Origin of the sequence: Bordetella sp. N (assembly GCF_001433395.1) — a bacterium.
Lineage (GTDB): Bacteria > Pseudomonadota > Gammaproteobacteria > Burkholderiales > Burkholderiaceae_B > Bordetella_C.
Genome location: NZ_CP013111.1, coordinates 1048921 through 1069621, shown reverse-complemented (window position 1 = coordinate 1069621; position 20701 = coordinate 1048921). Strand labels below are relative to the sequence as shown.

The window sequence follows — 20701 nt, the reverse complement described above, 5'->3', positions numbered from 1 at the left end:
CTCGATTCTTAGATCAGCAGGCTGTGGTTCCAGCCAATTTCTCGCACCAGTGGTGCGAGTTTTGCGATCGACGCTCCATGTCACCAACCGTCTTCGACATGACGGGCACCGCAGCGCTGCCTCGGGTCCCGACGGCCAACTCCAGACCCAACACTGCGCACCATGCAAGAAGTTGCTCGACGCTCGGTTCCTGGGCGCTGAACTCCAGATGAGAGGCTCGCGACTGACTCAGGCCGATTCGAGCGGCCAGCGCCGCGTGGGTCAACCCCTGTGCCTTACGGGAGGCCTGAAACATCGCACCAAGTTGACCGGGCGTGATCAGCAGATGAGATGTCGGCAGCATGGCAAATAGCTGTAATTCACATAAATGGAAAATAGCTGTAAAGCAGATATCTGGCAGATTTCTGAGTCGCAGCTAGGCATCCATTTTTCGTGTCATGCGGAGGTCGGACTAAGGCTTCTGCGAGCTCCTGTAGCGTGACAGGACAAGCTGCTTACGCGCCCAGCCAATTTCTCCAACCAATGGTTGGAGTATTAGCACCGCATGTAGCTCCGCTCACCGGCGACACCAGCCAGCCTCTGCCCACATAGCGCGCGACCAGGCTGTTGGGGTAGTCGTGCGCGCGTAGCCAACGGCCGGACACCAGATGCGTATCGCCCAGTTCGGCCAGCAAGCGGTTTAATTTTCCTGAGTTTTGAGCATCCACAGTTGTCAAAACATCAGATTCATAAACCACCACCAAGGACCCACGGCCATGCGGACCAACGGGTCCAAATCGACTTGGTCGTGCAGGAAGCGCTCCCAGTTCGCCAGCCAGGCGATGCTGATCACTCACGTCGCTGCTAGCGACGCGTCAGCGTCTCATGTTCTCATTTCATAAAAATAGCGACACGTATAAAACTCATGTCGTTTTTGACGACATGAGCACCTCTACATGTCACCTTTCAGGACATCGCGGATATGGATGGCCGTGGCCTGCGCGCCGCGCGCCTTCACCTCGTCGCACAGCGCCCGCAGATCGTCGGGCCCTCATGGCATCGAGCATTTAATGCGATTCATCATGCCAAGAAAAACAGTGCTAAGCGATGCCAAAGATTGCTAGACAGTTTGAGAAAACAGATCGCAAAAAAACCCGCAATGATGCGGGCTTTTGGGTGCTTCCTACTAGCAGATGATGGTCAGTCCAAGACTACCAATCACTCCCACTCGATCATCAACGGGGCTCGTAAGCCCGCGTGGTTAGAGGGATTGGCTGTGATCGACATGGAGCCTTACCGGCGCTTTTACCGTCAGAAATACACATCTTTTGCTGGCGCGGGAGATGGAGCGATTAGCGAGGCGTCGACTCTTTCGACTCTATGGTCAATCACCCCTCATCCTAACTTAGGAACCGGTCGCTCACCAGGCACACACTCACTCAACGCACACTTAGCTCTGCGGTGCCCTATCCGAAAGACGAGCGTAAACTTGGCTACCCAACCACTTGGACACCAGCTCCCGCATCTCTGGCTTGCCCATGTAATCAGTGAACAGTTCCTCATTCAGCTCCATGCGCTCAATAAATAGTGACTCAAGGACCTGCCGAAATACGAGTTGGAACTTGTCTAGGGAGTTGACCTCTGCTGCCTTCTGCAGGGACTCGTTCTGGCTAGCGGCTTCGGTGATCTGATCGAAGAATAATTGATCTGCATCATTCAATTCGCCACCGAAGCGCTGATTGATGATGTCGATAAGGCGTGACAGCGAAACGGGTTCCTCACGCACCATGCCTGAGCCCACCTCTCGTGGACCGTCCAGCGGTTTGGCATAGCCTTGATTGAGGCTGATCGAGCCTTCGCTGATTTTCTGCAAGCGGTAGTAATCGAGTTCAACCTCCTCGTCGAACTGATAGCCCGGCCCGCTCTTGCGCTTAGGCAGCTTCAGCGCGAGATGGCGCAGGTAGGTGAAGAGTTTTTCCAGATCGCTGTCCTGATAGGGAATCACCTGGCTCAGGAAACCGTACAGATTGCGAAAAGCCTGCAACTTGCTGCGCCACAACTCCGCTTCGTCTTCTTCGGTGTTCTGCAACTGCACAAAGCGCGCGACCGCCAGATCAAGAATCGCATTCATCAGTTTATGGTCACCAGGGCTCTGGCGGCGCTTCGGCGCAAAGAACACATGCGCAAACTCGACAATCTCGGTTTGCAGGTAAATGCCTGAGGCATCCAGCTCGGCTTTCACCTCGTAGAGCTTGTCTGGATCGACCTGCTCGCCCATCACCGAGCCGTCGTAGTATTGACGGAAGGCCTCCTGGACTTCGTCGGGATCGTTGACGAAATCGAGCACGAAGGTATCGTCCTTGAGTGGGTGGGTTCGGTTCAAGCGCGACAAGGTCTGCACGGCTTGAATGCCCGCCAGCCGCTTGTCCACGTACATGGTGTGCAACAACGGCTGGTCGAAGCCGGTCTGGTATTTCTCGGCCACCAGCAACACGCGGAATTCCGGTTTGGCGAAGGTGTCTGGCAGTTCCTTCTCCTTCAGGCCGCCATTCATCTCGACTTCCGTGTATGACTTCTCCGGAATCTTGTCGTCTTCCACTGTGCCCGAGAACGCCACCAGGCTCTTGATGGGGTAGCCCTTCTCCTGAATGTAGCGGTCGAACTCCTGCTTGTAGCGCACCGCTTCAAGTCGCGAGCCGGTCACCACCATCGCCTTGGCATGGCCGCCGATCTTGTGCCGCGTGAAGTGTTGGAAATGCTCGACCATCACCTCGGTCTTCTGGCCAATATTGTGCGGATGCAGCCGCATGAAACGGGCCAACGCCTTGGCCGCCTTCTTGCGCTCGACGTTGGGGTCGTCCTCGGCTTTCTTGATCAGCTTGTAATAGGTCTTGTAGGTGACATAGCTCTTGAGCACATCCTCGATAAAGCCCTCCTCGATCGCCTGGCGCATGGTGTAGCGGTGGAAGGGCTCGCCGCCCCGGCCAAAGATCGCCAATGTCTTGTGTTTGGGCGTGGCGGTGAAAGCGAAAAAGCTCATGTTCGGTTGATAGCCCCTCTTGGCCATGGAACGGAACAGTCGCTCCAGTTCGACTTCGCCTTCTTCCTCAGCCATCTCTTGTGCCTTGCGGCGTAGTTCGGCACCGCCCAGCACATCTTTCAACTCCGTGGCCGTCTCACCCGATTGCGAACTGTGCGCCTCGTCGATGATTACAGCGTACTTGCGCGTGGGCAGATGGCTCTTGCTGCCTTCGCCACGCTCCTCACGAAGCTTGGCTAGTTGCCCGGATACGAACGGAAATTTTTGCAGCGTGGTGATGATGATCGGCACGCCGGCTTCCAGCGCTTCGGCGAGCTGACGCGAGTCCTCGTCGATCTTCTGCACAACGCCCTGGCGGTGATCAAACTGGTAGATGGTGTTCTGCAACTGGCGGTCGAGCACCACGCGGTCGGTGATGACCACCACGCTGTCAAACAGTCGCTCGTCGCGCTCGTTGTGCAGGCTAGACAGGCGGTGCGCCAGCCAGGCAATCGTGTTGCTCTTGCCGCTGCCGGCCGAATGCTCGACCAAGTAGTTATGCCCCACGCCCTCACTAGCGGCGGCCGCCACCATCCGACGTACAGCCTGCAACTGGTGGTAACGCGGAAAGATCAAACTTTCCTTGCGCACCTTCTTACCGACGTCAGTGGTCTTTTCTTCCACATCGAGATGCAGGAAGCGGGCGAGCAAATCGAGCAGGCTGTCGCGCTGTAGCACCTCTTCCCACAGGTAGGCTGTCTTGTAGTTGCGCCCTTCACGATCGGGCGGGTTACCAGCACCACCGTCCATGCCCCGGTTGAACGGCAGGAAGTAGGTAGATGTACCGGCCAAGCGCGTGGCCATGTGCGCTTCTTCAGTGTCTACAGCGAAGTGCACCAGCGCGCGCTTGGTGAACTCGAAGATTGGTTCACGCGAATCGCGGTCGTGGCGGTACTGGTGGATGGCATTCGCCGCCGTCTGGCCGCTCAAGGGGTTCTTGAGTTCCAGCGTCACCACCGGAATGCCGTTGACCGACAACACCACATCCAGAGACTTCTCAGACTTCGGGCTGAAATGCAATTGGCGGGTCAGACCCAGCCGGTTGGCCTGGTAGCGCGCCTCCAGCTCCGGGTTCAGGCCGTGGGCGGGGCGAAAGAAGGCTATCCGCAGTGTGCGCCCGAAGCATTTGAAACCGTGGCGCAGCGTGGCCAGGGCGCCATAGGTATCCAGCCACTTGCATAGCGACTCCAGCACGCGCGCACCGGTCTGCTCGCCGTGCAGGGCTTCCAGCTTCTCCCAAACCTTGTCCTGGGTGGCACGGATGAAGGCCACCGCCTCATCGAGGAAAATCGCGCGCTCGCGGTCGAAACCTCTGGCATCGACCCGCGTATATCCCTCACTCAGCAAGACCGCCTCGATGGCGGTTTCGAATGCGACTTCGCTGGTGCGCTTCATACGGCGGCCCTCGCTTGTTTCTTTCTTAGCCAATAGACGACCACCTGTGCGAACTCGGGCAGGTCGCCGGGTTCGCTGCCATCCCACTTGAGTAGCTCACGCGCCGGATCAACGCGGCGGCCGTCCTGCAAGCGCTGCTGAAACGCTGCGAGCACCGCCTTGCGATTGCTCACCAGGCGCGGCAGGTTCAGGTTGAGCACCGCGTTGAGGGCTTCTTCGATGGCGGCATCGTCTGCCTTGATGGTGCCATCGCCTAAAAAGCGAATCTTGTGCTCGATGGGGTGCGGCGGGTCGCACACGCTGAAGCAAAGGCCGTCATTGCCCTTGCGCGTATCGCAATGCTGCTCGCGTTCGGGACGGCCGTGCCCACCCAGACAGGCGCCGTGCAGATTGCCAAAATCGAGCTGCCGCCCAGGGTAGCTGGCCTGACATTGCCAGTGCTCGATCTTCATGCCCTTGGGCGTGGCCCGGATGCGCGACTGGCAGTAGCAGCACAGGCCACGCTGCTCGGCCACCAGCGCCTGCCGCAAAGTCGCCTTGTCGGCGTAATTGTCGTAGTCGGCATGCGGCTGCTGGCGATGCTGGGTCAAGGTCGCGGGCTCCGGCCCCTTCTGGATGGTCCGCATCTACTCGGCGCCCTCCAGAAAGCGGATCAGCGAACTGGCCCGGGTCAGCTCGGGCTCGTCCTCGCCCAGCTTGCGTTCGAGGGCCGCAATGGCGGCACGCGCCGCGTTGAAACACTCCTGGTCGATCAGTTCGAAAAGCGCCTTCAGCTCGCCGTCCACCTGCCGGTTTCGCACCGGGGCGCCCATGAACTCCTGCAGGATGCGATTGGCGTCCATGCCATAGGCCTCGGCGGGCACGGTTACGCCCACTTTGCCGTTCACGAATTCGAGGAAGCGCACGCAGCGCGCCGGCACCTCGCCCAGCACCAGGGGCGAATGGGTAGTCACCACGAACTGGCAGGCCTTAAATATGTCTCGCAGGCGCTGCAGGACATCGCGCTGCCACTTGGGATGCAGGTGCAGCTCGATCTCGTCGATGAACACCAGCCCCACGCCCTCGGCGATGGGGTTGTCACTCTCTGGGTTGGCGATGGCCAGGCGTCGGGTGAGATCGAACACCAGGGCCAGCAGGCCGCGTTCGCCATCGGAAAGCTGGTGCAGATAGAAGGGCTGCCCGCGTTTGTCCACCACGAAGCCAAGTCGCGGTTGTTCCTGGATGCGCAGGTTGCCGAACTCGGGCAGGAGTTCAACCACCACGGCGCGCAATGCGTCCAGCACCTTGAACCGGCGCGGCTCATCGGCCGCGCCCAGCTTCTCCTGGGTACGGAACCAGTGCATGAACTCGCGCAGCTCTACTTCGCGGTCGTGCAGGGCGCGGCTATAGGCGATGGACGGGTCGAAGGGCTTTGCCTCCGGCAGGCTGCGTGGCTGGCCGGGCAACTGGCGCTTGGGCGAGAAATACACCGCCAATGGCGGATGGGAAGAATTCTTCAGGATCGCTAGCGCGGCGCGGGTTTCCTTGATGCCGGCCTCCAGCTCACCGGTCAGCGTGCGGGTGCTCAACGCGTGGGCGAAATCGGTGTCGTCGGTGGCAGCTTTCGCCTGCCGCAGCAGCATGAAGCGGTCGCCCTTATCGTCCGCCGCGCGCAAGCGCTGCACGCCGGCATTGATGATCTGGCCGTCGATCTGGATGCGTGCGGACACCTCCAGCGAGCCCTTGTCACGGTGGATGTCGTCATCGGTGAAGTACAGCGGCGCCGAACGCGAGGGCGTGAACTCCGGCATTGCCCTTGACAGCAGCACCGCCAGCGCATGCAGCACGGTGGACTTTCCTACGCCGTTGACGCCCGCGATCAGCGTCACATCCGGCTCGAAGGCGATGTCGAGCTGCTCGAAGCCGCCGCAGTGTGCGAGGGATAGGGATTCCAGCTTCATCCGGCTAGCTCCTCCAGCGGACTCCGGCCGGTCACTCCGGCCGTGATCAGCGCCGCGCGGCGTTCGATAAGCAGGCGCAGCGAGTTTCGCAGTTGGCCGCGGAGCATCTCAAGCCGCGAATGTCTGACTGCCAGGAAATTTTGGATTGCGAGCTGCTCGCTTACCGGTGGCAAGGGAACGGGAAGCTCCTTGATGTTCGATCCAGATATGGAAGCAAGATTGGTCGACCGCTTAGCGCGGCTCTCGAAATAGCGCTTTGCATGGATCGTCGATGTCCAGAGCGCGAGCCAATCGGAATCAACAGAATGTGGCCTGACAGCAAAGACGTGGTTCTGATGGAGGCAAGGCGAAATCTCGTCTCGCCAAACACAGCCCCTGCCGAGCTTGTCGATGTCACCTCCCTCGTTCATCAACACATCGCCATATACCAGAAGGTTCGATGCGGCCTCTGAGGCGGGCACCTCAACTGTCAGTACGTCGTCCAGCTTAAGGTACCCATCCTGTACGTTTGCGACACGTAGGTAGGGGTACTCCAGCAATTCCCCTGAGTACTGCTTGCCTAGTGTCAATCCGCCTCGCACCTCGGCAAGCTGCTTTAGGCGTTGCAAACCCCAATGCGCCGGAATCTCGCCCAGCCATTCCTGGCCGTAGGATTTGAGCGGGAGGTTGGGGTCGAGGCCGCGGGTGACGACGCGGCTGATGAGGGCGGCGCGTTTTTCCTCCAATAGCACCAGCATGCGCTCCTTCTCGGCGATCAATCCGTCGATGCGGGCGGTTTCGCGGTCGAGGTAGTTGGCAATACGACGCTGAACGTCCAATTCCGGCAAGCGCACTTTGATGCCGCCCAAATCAGAGGCGTTGATTGCCGGATAACTGACGCCAGTCGATCTGCTTTTGACCTCCCACAGGAATCGGTTTGCACGAAGGGCGTACTTGCAGAATCGCTGGTCGAGCAAGTTCGATGGCCTGACAACGGCAAATCCCGTCGAGACAATCAAGTTGTCCGGTGGATTGTCGACTGGCGCTATGGCTTGGAGGTAGGTGCGAACGGTCGAGATGATGACATCACCATCACGCACGATGCGACGAGCCCGGCTGGGCGCATCCTCAAAGCGGTAGTTAACGACATCGTGAACTCGCCCTTGGGAATCGACGTTGCCGATGTCGATATAAGCCAACTCGAAATCAGAGTCGGTTGACTCTGATAGCGCCTCGTCGTTGATCGTCGCGGCGAACTTCAGGCGTCTATCAGGGAACGGACCAGACGGCATCACTTCGTGACCTCCCGCAGCAAATCGAGAATCCGCTTCTCAACTTCCGCAATCTCCGCATCGATCTCATGCAGCGGGCGTGGCGGCTGGTACTGGAAGAACACGCGGTTGAAGTTGATCTCGTAGCCCACCTTGCCGATGCCGCCGTCCTGCTCGTCCAGCGCGGCGCGGTCAATCCAGGCATCCGGCACGTAGGTCCGCACCTCGCGCAGCACGTAGCTGACGATGTCCTCTTTCAGCGGGATGTTCTCGGCATCCTTGAGCGCCGGGTCAGGCTCGTACTCGACGTGTTTTCCCTTGCCGTCGGCGTGCAGGCCCAGCAACTCGTACAGATTATCCTTGCCGAAGTCGGCGGTGTGCGTCTGCCCGGGGAACAGAGCGGCACAGTCGAGCGGCTCGATCTTGTGGTGCTTGTCGATGACGGGCTCGGCCTCGGGATCGACCACGGTGAAGCAGTCGCGGAAGATTTTTTTTTGCGCGGAGCCCTTGGCGCCCTTGGCCCAGCCCTCGATGTTGTCGGGCAGCGCCTTGAATACCTGCTGCACGGCGTCCCAGGCCTGGTTCCAGTCCTGCAGCGGCTCGGTGCCGAGGTCTTCCTGCACAGCCTGCAGCGCGTCGAACAGCTCTGGGCAGACGTTGAGGAAGCGCTCGCGCATCTCATCGGTGATCTGGAAACGCAGACGCAGCGGGCGCAGCACTGTGATGCGGCGGTACCCGAAGTCGGCGTTGTCGAAGACGCGGCTGGTATTGCTGTCTTCTAGCGCGCCGTGTTCGCGGGTGACGTCGTCAAGCGCAGCCTGGTCGAGGTAGCGGCGCTTGTCGCCCAGGCTACGCTTCATTGGTGTGTAGCGTTCGCGGGCATCGATGAGCTGGATCTTGCCCTTGCGGTGCGCGGCCTTGCGATTGGTGACCACCCAGATGAAGGTGCCGATACCCGTGTTGTAGAACATCTGCTCGGGCAAGGCGACGATGGCCTCCAGCTGGTCACGTTCGATGATCCAGCGACGGATGTCGCTCTCGCCGCTGCCCGCACCGCCGGTGAACAGCGGCGAGCCATTGAAGACGACGGCCGTTCGCGAGCCAGGCTTGTCGCGGCTTCCAGGCTTGTAGTCTTGGAACTTGCTCATCATGTAGAGCAGGAACAACAGGGCGCCGTCGTTGATGCGTGGCAGCTTGCCGCTGTAGCCACGGAAGTTAGGCCAGCGGTCGATAACCTTTTTCTCAGCCTTCCAGTCCACGCCGAAGGGCGGGTTGGCCAGCAGGTAGTCGAAGCGCTGCTCCGGAAAGGGGTCGTCGGTGAGGGTGTTGCCCAGCACCACCTGGCCGTCCTTGTGGCCTTTGATCAAGAGATCGGAGGCAGCAACGGCATAGGAGCGTGGGTTGTAGTCCTGCCCGAAGACCTTGACAGTGGCCTGCTCGTTGTGGGCGCGAATCCAGTTCTGCGCCTCGGCCAGCATGCCGCCAGTACCGCAGGCCGGGTCGCAGATGGTGACGATGACGCCGGCCTGGGTGAGCACGCTGGTGTCGGGTTCCAGCAGCAGGTTGACCATGAGCTGGATCACTTCGCGCGGGGTGAAGTGATCGCCCGCCGTTTCGTTGGCGGCTTCGTTGAAGCGCCGGATCAGGTCTTCGAACACCAGCCCCATGGTGATGTTGTCCACCCGCTTAGGGTGCAGGTCGATCTCGGCGAACTGGGACACCACCTGGTAGAGACGGTTGGACTCTTCGAGCTTCTCCATCTCCTTGTCGAACTCGAAGCGCTCGAAGATCTTGCGGACGTTCTCTGAGAAGCCGGCGATGTAGTCGGCCAAGTGGCGACCGATGTTATCGGGGTCGCCCTTGAGCTTTTGGAAGTCAAGCTGGCTGTGGTTATGAAAACCCAGCGGGGTGCCGTCCTCATCCTTGGCAAGGTTGTTGAGGATGGCGTCGATGTTCGGGATATTCTTCGCCTTGAGTTGCTCGTACCGCTTGAGCACGCCCCCCTTGCTCGGCGCCAGCACGGCATCGAAGCGGCGTAGCACGGTGAGCGGCAGCATGACGCGCTCATACTGTGGCGGACGGTAAGGGCCGCGCAGTAGGTCGGCCACCGACCAGATGAAATTGGCGAGTTGTTGAAAGTTAACGCTCATTGTTATTGAACCATCTTCTTTTTAGGTTAGGCCGGCCAGTACAACCGTTTCAACGGCACGATCCGCTTGGTTTCGGCGTCGGTCGCGTCGTAGTGCTCGACTAGGGCGCGGACCACATGATCCAGTGTCCACATCGCCAGCGGGATGGAGGCGCGGTCAGCTTCATATTGGGCGTCCTTGGTAAAACCGCCCGTGCTGACATATAGCCCGCGATCATCCTTATGGCGGCCGCCGAGAAAGCTGCGAATCTCCTGGCTTCCCATCTGTCCCTTGCGATGCTTGACCTCCACGACGATGCGCGGATGTTCGAAGCCGAAGCCGTCCGGCGACGCCACGATGTCCTTCCCACGGTCGGAGCCAGGCGGCGAGACCTGGGTCTTGTAGCCCATGGCGCGCAAGATGCCGGCAACTAGCTGCTGCATGTCATCCCAGTCCAGTTCGTTGACCCGATCCTTGATGCGTTCCAGTGCCTGCGATTCAATATCGGCTAGTGGGTCGGCGATGACTTCTTCAGTTTCATCTTCCACTGCTGGCGCCGGCTTACCCTTCAGCGCGGCCAGCACTTCGGCTGCCGCGTTGGACGGCACCTCGAATAGGGTCAGGGTCGAACCCAGGCTGTTTTTGGTGCTGGTGCCCAAGTTGTCGCGCGGCAGTTCCTGCCCTTGCCACTGCACCTTGCGTACCATCGGCATGCCTTGCTCACACCACTCGGGGTGGTGCTCGGCCGGACCGGCGACCTTGCCAATTGAGTACAGTCGATTAGCGGGCGAATAGGTGACGACCCAATCACCATCCTGTATGTCATTGACGAACCGCCAGACTTGAGATGCGCCCGAGATAACCGTCCCTTGTTTTGCCTGGGGTTCGAGGGACTGATACAGAGCGATCAACTGTTTACGTCCGACTCCAGGCTTGGCATGTGCGGCCAACTGATTCCAGCCCACGGCTGCAACGCCGCGCTCCCGAAAGGCCTCGTACAGACTGCCACCTTCGCCGCGTACCATCCACATCCTGGCCATCGTGTTCCCTCTCATTTTCATACCCATCAGTCCAACACGACCATGAACTCAGTCGCCAGTGCGGTTGGTTGGACATCCCGGAAATTGCGCTGCAACGACACCAGGCCGTAATCTGCCATCAGACGCAAGGTACGAGATAAATTCGGGACCTTTCGACCGCTGAGCTCAGCCAATTCTGTTAGTGACTTCGGCTGCTTCTCGTGGATTAGGCGCAGCAAGCGCCGGTTGTCATCTGAGAGCACGGCAGCAAGCGACGCCAACGAACTGAACCATATCTGCGGCGTCTCATCCCCGGCAGGGCGATGAGAATTCGCGCCATCTGGTCGCTGAACGCCGACGATGCACCGTTTCATGATGAATCCCGAGATATGCTTCTGAACTATTGTATCAGTGTGTGATAATCATCGTCGACTTCAGGACGCGCCTTGCACTACCCTTGCCAGGCCTCACTTTCCCAGCAGTATTTTGAATCCCCGGTCTCCGACGCTGAACGCTTCCAGCATGTGCGGGATCAGCGTCACGGCATCGACCGTCTCGCCATACGCCTGCGCATGCAGCGCGGCGTTGCGGTCGAGGTCGGCTTTCGGGCTGGCCGGGCAGGCAAAGGTCAGCTTGATGCTCTCGGTCTTTGGCAGCGGCCCGAGCCGCAGCTTCTTAATCGTGCTCATCGTGAAGCCCCCCTATTGAAGAGCAACGGCTGGTACGGCCGCAGCACTAAGTCGCGGTTGGCATGATGCGAACCAGTAGGCACGGCCGTTGGTCAAGGCGGGCTGGATGTTGAGGTTGCGCCAGGTCATCTCCTGGCCGACCTGATTGATACTGTCCTGCGTGCTGTCGCCCGGCGACGATGATGCGATCGCCGCCTTGCCGGTTCTCCGGCGCGGCCAGTTCGGCGCCGACGCCCCGCAGCGGGGTCAGCACCGCACCGGCGAAGATGCGATCCCAATGCCGATCGATGCCATCCTCCAGGCCGACGTACCCGACCGGGTCAGTACCGGCTAGGTTGTCGAGCGTGAGCGAAGACGTATCGAGCAGCATGATCCGGTTCCAGACGACTTGAACGCGGCTCTGCCCGTAGCTGACCTGACTGTTGTAGCGGCCGAGGATGCGCGAACCCCACGGAATCCAACAGGAAGCGCTCGGTGGCCGTGTCATAGGCCAGCTCCGTCACTGTGGCGATCACGTCGCCGGGCAAGTCCGACTTGATGCCCGTGACCAGCGCCCCGGCGACCACCGTTCCGGCCATCACCTGATACGGCGATGCCGGCATTTGCAGGTTGCCGGAATTATGCGTTTCCGTGGTTCCGGCTTGCTGGAACGCCTCTTTCTCGTCTTGCCTGTTCTGCACGGCCGTCGGGTCGGCGGGCTGGGCCGCGGTCGAAGCCGGCCCGGCCGCCATCGGGGCGAAGGCCGCATTGGTGGCGAAGCCCGGAGCGGCGGCCACCAGCGACTGCGCCACTGGCGCGGCCTGCTGGGTGCCGGTCCTCAGGATTTTCTTACTGTCAAAGACCGGTTCGGTCTCAGTAGTAAACGGGAAGGTCTGGATCCGACCTCTGGGCTTAGCGTCAGTTCTGTCGCCGACCCGTTCTGTTGGCCGGCGATAGCCACAGACAGAGAACGCAACTTATCTTTTGAAGATCAACAAGTTAAGTCACTTCCGCCCTTGCCTGGCGATAGCCTCCGAAAGACGCTCCATCACTCCCACTCAATCGTCGCCGGCGGCTTGCTGCTCACGTCGTAAACCACCCGATTGATGCCGCGCACCTCGTTGATGATCCGCCCGCTGACCTTGGCCAGCAAGGGATACGGCAGCGGCGCCCAGTCGGCCGTCATGAAGTCCGACGTCTGCACCGCGCGCAGCGCGACGACGTAATCGTACGTGCGGCCATCGCCCATCACGCCCACCGACTTCACCGGCAGGAATACGGCAAACGCCTGCGACGTCAGGTCGTACCAGGACTTGCCGCTCACCGAATCCAGCGTGCTACGCAGCTCGTCGATGAAAATCGCATCCGCGCGACGCAGCAGGTCCGCATACTCGGTCTTCACTTCACCCAGAATTCGCACACCCAAGCCCGGGCCGGGGAACGGATGGCGATAAACCATGCCAGGCGGCAGACCCAGGGCCACGCCCAGTTCACGGACTTCGTCCTTGAACAGTTCACGCAGCGGCTCCAGCAACTTCAGATTCAGCGTGTCCGGCAAGCCACCCACGTTGTGGTGCGACTTGATCGCCACGGCCTTGCCGGTCTTGGCGCCGGCCGACTCGATCACGTCCGGATAAATGGTGCCCTGCGCCAGCCACTTGGCAGCCTTCAGCTTGCCCGCCTCGGCCTGGAAAACCTCGACGAACTCACGGCCGATGATCTTGCGCTTGGCTTCAGGATCGCTGACACCCGCCAGCTTGCCCATGAACTGCTCGGTGGCGTCGACATGAATGATCTTCACGCCCATGTTTTCGGCGAAGGTCTGCATGACCTGCTTGCCTTCATCCAGACGCAACAGGCCATGATCGACAAACACGCAGGTCAGCTTGTCGCCGATCGCCTTGTGAATCAGCGCGGCCGCCACGGACGAATCGACGCCGCCGGACAGACCCAGAATGACCTCGTCCTCACCCACCTGCTCGCGTATGCGGGCAACGGCTTCCGACACGTAATCCGGCATGTTCCAGTCACCCGAGCATCCGCAGATCTCGTTGACGAAACGACCCAGCAGCGCCTTGCCCTGGATGGTATGCGTGACTTCCGGGTGGAATTGCACGGCATAAAAACCACGCGACTCATCAGCCATGCCGGCGATGGGACACGAAGGCGTGGACGCCATCAGCTTGAAACCCGGCGGCAGCGCGGTGACCTTGTCACCGTGGCTCATCCAGACCTTGAGCATGCCGTGGCCTTCGGGCGTGTTGAAGTCCTCGATGCCTTCCAGCAGGCGAGTATGGCCATGGGCACGAACCTCGGCATAGCCGAATTCGCGATGATCCGACCACTCGACCTTGCCGCCCAATTGCTGCGCCATGCTCTGCATGCCGTAGCAAATACCCAGCACCGGCACACCCAATTCGAACACCGACGCCGGCACGCGCATCGACGCTTCATCGTAAGCGGATGCATGGCTGCCGGACAGGATGATGCCCTTCAAACCCTGCGCCACCTGGCCGCGCACGAATTCGTCGTTCACGTCTCCCGGATGAATCTCGCAGTACACGCCGGCTTCGCGGACGCGGCGCGCGATCAGCTGGGTGACCTGTGAACCGTAATCGAGAATAAGGATGCGCTGGTGCATAGTGGGCTCTGGCTGAATAGACGCCGGCGCTTGAAAACGCCGGCCAATGGCTGAAAACGAAAAATAATAAGACGGCACTATAAGCAAAAGCGCACCGGCGGGAGGAAAACCTCCACCGGTGCGCGTTGGCCGCTAGGCCTTACGCCGAAGATCAGTCGGCGCGGTAGTTCGGAGCTTCCTTGGTGATCTGCACATCATGCACGTGCGATTCGCGGAAACCGGCCGACGTGATCTGCACGAATTCGGTCTTGGTCCGCATTTCGTCGATCGAAGAGCAGCCGGAATAACCCATGGAAGCACGCACGCCGCCGGCCAGCTGATACAGGATCTGCAACACGCTGCCCTTGTAAGGCACGCGGCCTTCAATGCCTTCCGGCACCAGCTTGTCGGCGTTGTTGGCGGGATCCTGGAAATAGCGATCGGCCGAGCCATCGGTCATCGCGCCCAGGCTGCCCATGCCGCGATAAGACTTGTACGAACGGCCCTGGAACAGCACCACTTCACCAGGCGCTTCGTCGGTACCGGCAAACATGCCGCCCATCATGCAAGCGTAAGCGCCGGCCGCCAGGGCCTTGGCGACGTCACCGGAATAACGGATACCGCCGTCAGCGATCAGCGGCACGCCCGTGCCCTCGAGAGCTTCCGCCACATCGGAAATCGCCGTGATCTGGGGCACGCCCACACCCGCCACCACACGCGTGGTGCAGATGGAACCGGGGCCGATACCTACTTTGACGCCGTCAGCGCCATGTTCGACCAGCGCCCGTGCCGCGGCCGCCGTGGCGATGTTGCCGCCAATGACGTCGACCTTGGGATAGTTCTGCTTCACCCAACGCACGCCTTCCAGCACGCCTGCCGAGTGGCCGTGCGCGGTATCGACCACGATCACGTCCACACCCGCGGCGACCAACTTTTCGACACGTTCTTCCGTATTGCCGCCGACGCCTACCGCCGCGCCAACGCGCAACTGGCCCTGGGCATCCTTGTTGGCTTGCGGGTGAGCAGTGTTCTTGACGATATCCTTGACGGTGGCCAGGCCACGCAGCTCGAAGCGGTCATTGACGATCAGCACGCGCTCCAGGCGGTGCTTGTGCATCAGTTGCTGCGCTTCTTCCAGGGTCGCGCCTTCACGCATCGTGACCAGCCGCTCTTGCGGGGTCATGACGTTGCGGACCGGCTCGTCCAGACGGGCTTCGAAACGCAGATCGCGGTTGGTGACGATACCGACAACCTTGCGCCCTTCCACGACCGGCAGCCCGGAAATGCCATGCTGCTGCTGGAGCGCGATCGCATCACGCACCTTCATCTGGGGAGTGACCGTGACCGGATCGATGACGATACCGAATTCATGGCGCTTCACGCGCGCCACTTCACGGGCTTGCTCGTCGGCGGTCAGATTCTTGTGGATGATGCCGATGCCACCTTCCTGGGCCATGGCAATCGCCAGGCGCGACTCCGTCACGGTATCCATGGCGGCGGACACGAGCGGGATATTCAGGGAGATGTTACGGCTGAGGCGAGTCTGCAGAGATGTATCGCGCGGCAATACATTCGAGTACGCGGGCACCAACAGGACGTCGTCGAAGGTGAGCGCGGTTTTGATGAGACGCATGGGAAGCTCCGGGCGCAAAGCAAAATTATACGCGTTCTAAGCTTATTTACTAGGTGTTTACCATTAAGAATAGCTATACGGCATGGGAAATTTGGCATCGACGAGACACTTTAGCGATGAGCATGGCCACGATGCGTCCCCGATATTCGGGCATGCGCCCTTCCCGGCCTGACCGGACGCGTCCTGGACGGCTACTGAAGCCCGAGTATCTGGTGCGTCGCCAGGATGCCTGTCCACTTCCTGGTGTCTTCTTCCAGGAAGTCCCCCAGCATCTCCGGTGTATTCGCCGCCGGAGGAACATCGAAACCCAGCCGCACAAGCTTGTTGCGGGCGTCATCGGTCGAAAGAGCTGAATTGATGCCGTGGTTCAAGCGGTTCAGTACATACGCTGGAACGCCCTTGGGCGCCAGCACCGCGCACCAGCCGTGGGCCTGCGTGTTCGATTTGAGAACCATGCCGACGGGGACGAATGCTCGCGAGAGGTCATATTCGATGTGCTCGCGCATGGCTTCGTGCGGGGGTACTGGTCGTACCGCCAGGTACAGGGTGTAGCCGTCGGGGGTGGATTTCGCGACCGAGTCGGCGCCGATATTGCCCGCTACGGCTGAACGGTTCTCGACGATGATCCTCTGGCCCAGTTGCTGCGAAATATGCAGCGCCAGTTCATGGGCGATGGCATCGGAGGTGTCGCCTGAAGGGAGGCCGACTACCAGGGTTATCGGACGATCTGGATAAACGTTCACCATCTTCTCCTTAGAAGGGTTGACTATTGGATTCCATTGATCTGCTGTGCATCCAAGATCGCGGTCCACCGCTCGGTTTCATCTTCAAGAAACAGTTCAAGCGCCTCTGGCGTGTTATCTGATGGAGGCATCACATAGCCGAACTCGACAAGTTGCTTCTGTATTTTCTTGCTGGAAAGCGCCTTGTTGATGGCCTTGTTCACCCGCGTGATGGCGTGCAACGGCGTTCCCGCGGGCGCCATGATGGCAACCCAGCCTTGGGCGTCACCTCCCCTGAATCCAAATTCGGAAATAGTGGGAATCTCCGGAATTTTCGCCATCCGGACGTCTGAAAAGACTGCCATGGCACGCACGGCACCCGTCGCAATGAACGGCAACACGGACGGTGCAGTAACGATGCAAAAGTCGGATCTCCCCCCGATTACATCCATCAGCGCGGGCGAGTCCCCGGTGTATGGAATATGCATCCAGGGCAAGCCAGCGCTATCGCGGACCATCTCACATAAGAGATGAGTAGTGGATCCTATGCCGCCAGAACCGCAGGTCAGCTTCTCGGGGTTTAACTTGGCAAATGCGACTGCTTCTTGCAGCGATGCTGCATCAACATGCTTTCCCATGACCAGGACGTAGGGGAAGCGCGCAGCCATGCCAACAGCAACGAAATCTGTCGCAAAATCGTACTTAATGTCCCTGTACATCTTCTTATGCAGAATCACGGGACGCGCGGCAAGAAAGAACAAGTAGCCATCCGCGTTTTCCTGCGATACCGCCGCAGCGGCGATGTTGCCCGCGGCACCGGGCCTATTCTCAACGACGACCTTCTGACCTAGATCCTGGGACATCGCTGTCGCCAGATGACGCGCGACCATGTCGACACCATCACCCGGCGGTTGCCCCACTACGAGCCTTATAGGACGAATCGGATACACCTCGACCCCCGTATTTGCAGCAAGAGAAACGAGCGGGATGGTGCATCCCGCAGCAATCGACAAACTAACTTCAAGTCTGCTCAGGCCCATCTTCACTCTCCTACCTACCGGAAGTAGAAACGAACATCACCTGCGGGACGCGACAGCTATCGCCTGAGTGAAGCCTCACGAACATAGGTTCCGCAGGGAACGCTCAGCACCCTCCGTCGACTAATGCCGTCATGTGTTGCCAACACAAGCGACACAATGACCATGGAGACGTGCATGCAATTCGATGACCCCAGAGCACCTGCCACGCAATTGGCAAGCAACGTAGTGTCCTTGAGAAGCTATTCCTCACGCGCCCTGGACGCCTACCCCTCTCAACGAATCACACTGGTGGTTGGCGGATCACCCGGTGCCGGCGTCGACATCATCGCCAGGCATATCGCCATGGAGCTCGAGCACGAACTGGCGACCAAAGTGCAGGTCGAAAATCGCCCGGGCGATTCAGGCAACATCGCGGCGGAACATGTGGCGCGATGCCGGCCTGATGGCTACACGCTTTTCGTATCGGCCAGACCCAACGTGGCCTATGGAGCCTTGCAGGCAAACCCCCGCTACGATTTACGCCGTGAACTGCAACCCATAGGCTTGATGGCCTCGGCGCCCAGTGTCGTCATCGCCGGAAAAGATGCGCTGATCACAAGCGCCAGGGAACTCGCCACGTGGGCGAAGGACTACCCCATGTCGATCCGCTGCGCCTCCGGCGGCGTAGGATCCACGGGCCATTTACTCTGCGAAGAGTTTCAGCAGGAAGCCAACGTGGAACTGATGCACGTTCCTTATATTTACGCCGACCAGGCTTTCTCCCACGCGATCGGCGGGTACGTTGACACGGTCTTCATCACCCTTTCGGCGGCGCTGCCTTATCTGCGCGCGGATGCGGTGCAAGCGATCGCAGTGTCAGGCCAGGAACGGGCACCATCGGCACCCACCATCCCCACCTTTCACGAGCAGGGCTATGTCGACCTGCGCGGCAATGCCTGGTACGGCTTGATGGCGCCGATCGCCACCCGGCCCGAAATCGCCCAACGCCTGAACACCTCGTTGAACCGCGTGCTGTCCAGGCGCCAATTGCGTGAGCAACTGCATGGCCTCGGCTACATCCTGCCATCAGAATTGAACAGCGCCGACGCGCTGCGCCAGCTTATCGAAGAAGAAGCCGTGCATTGGGCGGACGTCGGGACCGACCACTGGAGCCCTGCGCCGCGCCATTGACCAATGACAATTGAGCGATAACCGTTGACCATTGACACGCCGGCGCAGCGGCAGACTCAACGCTCGGTCACCCGCGCGCACAAATCCATCACCAGCCGGCTCAACGTTTTCTGATTACGCTCTATCCGCTGCGTCGGCGCCGCGATCACGATCGCATAGAGCTGTTCATTCAACCAGACATAATTGCCGATCGAAGAGACCTCCAGCTGGAATCCGCCGATCGACATGAACCAGCCTCGTTTGACGCCCTCTTCCACCTGCTTGAGCAGCGCGGCACCGCTCGTGATGGTGTTCGGCGAGAAACGCTCGAACTCAAGTCGATTCACCAGCGCGACGCGTTCCGCTTTCGGCATGCCACCCAACAGGCTCTGCCCCGCCGCCCCGATATAAAGCGGACGGCGCTCTCCCGCCGTGCCCGCGAAACGCAGCGACTGCCGTCCTTGAACGATTTCAAGGTAATGCGCCATCAAGTCCTGGCGGCGTGCCAGGAACACCGATTCGCCCGTCGCGTCGCTGAGCTCTTCCAGCAAAGGCATTAGATCCTTTAGAAAGGGATCCTCTTCAACGATGGTACGCATCTCATCGTAGAGCTTGCGCGTCGGGTAATAGTCCTTCGACTCATCCCGATTGGACAGATATCCATGCGCTTCCAGCGTGCGCAGCAACGCCTGGCAACTCGACTTCGGCATCTCCAATCGCTGGCTGATCGTCGCCAACGAAGCCGGCGCCTTGATCTCGGCGTACAGCTGAAAAATCTGCAGAACGCGCACCGCGCTCTTCACATCTGCGCTCACTAGGCCCTCAGTCTCTCCGTCAGTCACAGCCGCATTCTATGCGAAAGGATGGTTGCGCAATCAGAATGACGGGCGTAGGATTTGTTCTGCCGGCTGAACACTACGTACACATATGTGTACGATTACATTGAACGGATGCAGCCGAACTTCCTGGGAACGAATGCGATGCCAGATAACCTGGACGAGGATTTACCCATCATTCCGCACCGGCCTCCTGCCGCGGATGGCGGGACCGCGACCGAAGCCGCTCTGGATCCTGGCCGGCCCATCATCGATCCGCATCATCATTTCTCATCGCATTGGGGCGGCTATTTCGTCAAGGACCTGGCCGCCGACATGAAGGCTGGCCATGCCGTGACGGCAACGGTTTATATCCAATGCGGGCACGCCTACCGCACAAGCGGCCCCGAACATCTGAAGCCTGTCGGCGAGACAGAATACGTGGTGGCTCAGTGCGAAGCGCTGGGCCAGGCCGCGCAGGGCATCGCCGCCGGCATCGTCGGTTTCGCGGACCTCAGGCTGGGGACGGGCGTGGGGGAAGTCCTCGCCGCGCACATCGACGCAGGCCGGGGCCGCTTCAAGGGCATCCGCCATTCCGGTGCGCGCCACCCCGCCTTCAAGCACGGCGTGCTGTCCCGCCCACCCGCGGGCTTGTACGGCGACGCCGAGTTTCGTAAAGGCTATGCGAAGCTGGCCGAATACGGGCTTTCCTTCGACGCATGGGTCTACCACCCCCAGATCGATGAGGTGGTATCCCTGGCGCGGGCATTTCCGGATACGCCCCTCATCATCGACCACGTGGGCGGCGTACTGGGTGTAGGCCCCTACGCCGGCGATCGCCCGGCCGCGTTGCGCGAATGGCTACCCGCGCTGCAACGCCTCGCGGGGTGCCCCAATGTGCGCATGAAACTCGGCGGCCTGGGCACCGCCACCTTCGGTTTCGATTTCTCGGACGCGGCTGGTCCGCCCGATTCCGCGACGCTCGCCGAGTTGTGGCGCCCCTACTTCGAACCCTGCCTGGATCTTTTCGGGGCCGATCGCTGCATGTTTGAAAGCAATTATCCCGTCGACCGTAGTGCCGGCCCCTACGTCGTGCTCTGGAATGCGTTCAAGCGCATTGCTGAAAGCGCCAGCCCCGAAGAGCGCTCGGCGCTCTTCCATGGCACGGCCGCCGCTACTTATCAGTTGGCCCCCCTGCTTGCCATAGCCTGATCCCGGCACGGCATTCTCGTTGCGCCGGCAAAAAACGAAACCCAGCCCGGC

16 protein-coding genes and 1 pseudogene are annotated in these 20701 nt (G+C 60.3%); 2 read left to right on the top strand and 15 right to left on the bottom strand.

All coding sequences use genetic code 11. The features are described from left to right. Positions 1–13: 13 nt before the first annotated feature. The 14 genes and pseudogenes from ASB57_RS04635 to ASB57_RS04570 form a co-directional block, all read right to left on the bottom strand. Entirely contained in the window at positions 14–295 is a 282-nt protein-coding gene (locus tag ASB57_RS04635) for a helix-turn-helix domain-containing protein (RefSeq protein ID WP_369822865.1), read from the bottom strand. Positions 296–1429: 1134 nt separating this feature from the next. Continuing rightward, a complete protein-coding gene (locus ASB57_RS04630) occupies positions 1430–4453 on the bottom strand; it encodes a type I restriction endonuclease subunit R (RefSeq protein WP_057650967.1) in 3024 nt (1007 codons plus the stop codon). Next, positions 4450–5043: a TIGR02646 family protein gene (locus ASB57_RS04625; protein ID WP_231755337.1), complete on the bottom strand. Its 594-nt coding sequence runs from the start codon at positions 5041–5043 to the stop codon at positions 4450–4452. The genes ASB57_RS04630 and ASB57_RS04625 overlap by 4 nt, the downstream gene beginning before the upstream one ends. Before the next feature lie 36 nt (positions 5044–5079). Next, the gene (locus ASB57_RS04620) at positions 5080–6393 is read right to left on the bottom strand and encodes an AAA family ATPase (RefSeq protein ID WP_057650964.1); all 1314 of its coding nucleotides are present in this window, start codon (positions 6391–6393) and stop codon (positions 5080–5082) included. Then, entirely contained in the window at positions 6390–7664 is a 1275-nt protein-coding gene (locus ASB57_RS04615; RefSeq protein WP_057650962.1) for a restriction endonuclease subunit S, read from the bottom strand. Before ASB57_RS04615 ends, ASB57_RS04620 begins: the two co-directional genes overlap by 4 nt. Further along, positions 7664–9793: a class I SAM-dependent DNA methyltransferase gene (locus ASB57_RS04610; RefSeq protein WP_057650960.1), complete on the bottom strand. Its 2130-nt coding sequence runs from the start codon at positions 9791–9793 to the stop codon at positions 7664–7666. Before ASB57_RS04610 ends, ASB57_RS04615 begins: the two co-directional genes overlap by 1 nt. 26 nt (positions 9794–9819) lie before the next feature. After that, entirely contained in the window at positions 9820–10812 is a 993-nt protein-coding gene (locus ASB57_RS04605) for a restriction endonuclease (protein WP_057650958.1), read from the bottom strand. Positions 10813–10838: 26 nt separating this feature from the next. Further along, entirely contained in the window at positions 10839–11165 is a 327-nt protein-coding gene (locus ASB57_RS04600) for a helix-turn-helix domain-containing protein (protein ID WP_057650956.1), read from the bottom strand. 93 nt (positions 11166–11258) lie between these two features. Then, on the bottom strand, positions 11259–11480 hold the full coding sequence (locus tag ASB57_RS04595; RefSeq protein ID WP_057650955.1) for a DUF2274 domain-containing protein: 222 nt from the start codon (positions 11478–11480) through the stop codon (positions 11259–11261). After that, positions 11477–12298: pseudogene (locus ASB57_RS04590) on the bottom strand (TrbI/VirB10 family protein); the annotation flags it as partial. The pseudogene ASB57_RS04590 and the gene ASB57_RS04595, both read right to left, overlap by 4 nt. A 209-nt stretch (positions 12299–12507) precedes the next feature. Beyond that, positions 12508–14100: a glutamine-hydrolyzing GMP synthase gene (guaA, locus tag ASB57_RS04585; protein ID WP_057650953.1), complete on the bottom strand. Its 1593-nt coding sequence runs from the start codon at positions 14098–14100 to the stop codon at positions 12508–12510. 151 nt (positions 14101–14251) lie between these two features. Then, on the bottom strand, positions 14252–15712 hold the full coding sequence (guaB, locus tag ASB57_RS04580) for an IMP dehydrogenase (protein ID WP_057650952.1): 1461 nt from the start codon (positions 15710–15712) through the stop codon (positions 14252–14254). Between the two features lie 191 nt (positions 15713–15903). Beyond that, positions 15904–16458 carry a tripartite tricarboxylate transporter substrate-binding protein gene (locus tag ASB57_RS04575; protein ID WP_057650950.1) on the bottom strand — a complete coding sequence of 185 codons (555 nt, stop codon included), beginning with the start codon at positions 16456–16458 and terminating at the stop codon, positions 15904–15906. A gap of 20 nt (positions 16459–16478) precedes the next feature. Further along, entirely contained in the window at positions 16479–17474 is a 996-nt protein-coding gene (locus ASB57_RS04570; RefSeq protein WP_082621375.1) for a tripartite tricarboxylate transporter substrate binding protein, read from the bottom strand. Between the two features lie 174 nt (positions 17475–17648). Here ASB57_RS04570 and ASB57_RS04565 point away from each other — a divergent pair, with 174 nt between their 5' ends. Then, positions 17649–18644, top strand: coding sequence for a tripartite tricarboxylate transporter substrate binding protein (locus ASB57_RS04565; protein WP_197424955.1), 996 nt, complete (start codon positions 17649–17651; stop codon positions 18642–18644). Between the two features lie 56 nt (positions 18645–18700). Here the strand turns inward: ASB57_RS04565 and ASB57_RS04560 are convergent, their stop codons facing one another. Further along, positions 18701–19438, bottom strand: coding sequence for an IclR family transcriptional regulator (locus ASB57_RS04560; RefSeq protein WP_197424953.1), 738 nt, complete (start codon positions 19436–19438; stop codon positions 18701–18703). 165 nt (positions 19439–19603) lie between these two features. On the opposite strand from ASB57_RS04560, the gene ASB57_RS04555 reads away from it, so the two are divergent. Next, the gene (locus tag ASB57_RS04555) at positions 19604–20650 is read left to right on the top strand and encodes an amidohydrolase (protein WP_057655909.1); all 1047 of its coding nucleotides are present in this window, start codon (positions 19604–19606) and stop codon (positions 20648–20650) included. The last annotated feature ends 51 nt before the right edge of the window (positions 20651–20701 follow it).

Coding starts and splice junctions, on each gene's coding strand:
- ASB57_RS04635 (WP_369822865.1), bottom strand. CDS start 295: ATGTTTCAGGCCTCCCGTAAGGCACAGGGGTTGACCCACGCGGCGCTG.
- ASB57_RS04630 (WP_057650967.1), bottom strand. CDS start 4,453: ATGAAGCGCACCAGCGAAGTCGCATTCGAAACCGCCATCGAGGCGGTC.
- ASB57_RS04620 (WP_057650964.1), bottom strand. CDS start 6,393: ATGAAGCTGGAATCCCTATCCCTCGCACACTGCGGCGGCTTCGAGCAG.
- ASB57_RS04615 (WP_057650962.1), bottom strand. CDS start 7,664: ATGCCGTCTGGTCCGTTCCCTGATAGACGCCTGAAGTTCGCCGCGACG.
- ASB57_RS04610 (WP_057650960.1), bottom strand. CDS start 9,793: ATGAGCGTTAACTTTCAACAACTCGCCAATTTCATCTGGTCGGTGGCC.
- ASB57_RS04605 (WP_057650958.1), bottom strand. CDS start 10,812: ATGGCCAGGATGTGGATGGTACGCGGCGAAGGTGGCAGTCTGTACGAG.
- ASB57_RS04600 (WP_057650956.1), bottom strand. CDS start 11,165: ATGAAACGGTGCATCGTCGGCGTTCAGCGACCAGATGGCGCGAATTCT.
- ASB57_RS04595 (WP_057650955.1), bottom strand. CDS start 11,480: ATGAGCACGATTAAGAAGCTGCGGCTCGGGCCGCTGCCAAAGACCGAG.
- guaA (WP_057650953.1), bottom strand. CDS start 14,100: ATGCACCAGCGCATCCTTATTCTCGATTACGGTTCACAGGTCACCCAG.
- guaB (WP_057650952.1), bottom strand. CDS start 15,712: ATGCGTCTCATCAAAACCGCGCTCACCTTCGACGACGTCCTGTTGGTG.
- ASB57_RS04575 (WP_057650950.1), bottom strand. CDS start 16,458: ATGGTGAACGTTTATCCAGATCGTCCGATAACCCTGGTAGTCGGCCTC.
- ASB57_RS04570 (WP_082621375.1), bottom strand. CDS start 17,474: ATGGGCCTGAGCAGACTTGAAGTTAGTTTGTCGATTGCTGCGGGATGC.
- ASB57_RS04565 (WP_197424955.1), top strand. CDS start 17,649: ATGCAATTCGATGACCCCAGAGCACCTGCCACGCAATTGGCAAGCAAC.
- ASB57_RS04555 (WP_057655909.1), top strand. CDS start 19,604: ATGCCAGATAACCTGGACGAGGATTTACCCATCATTCCGCACCGGCCT.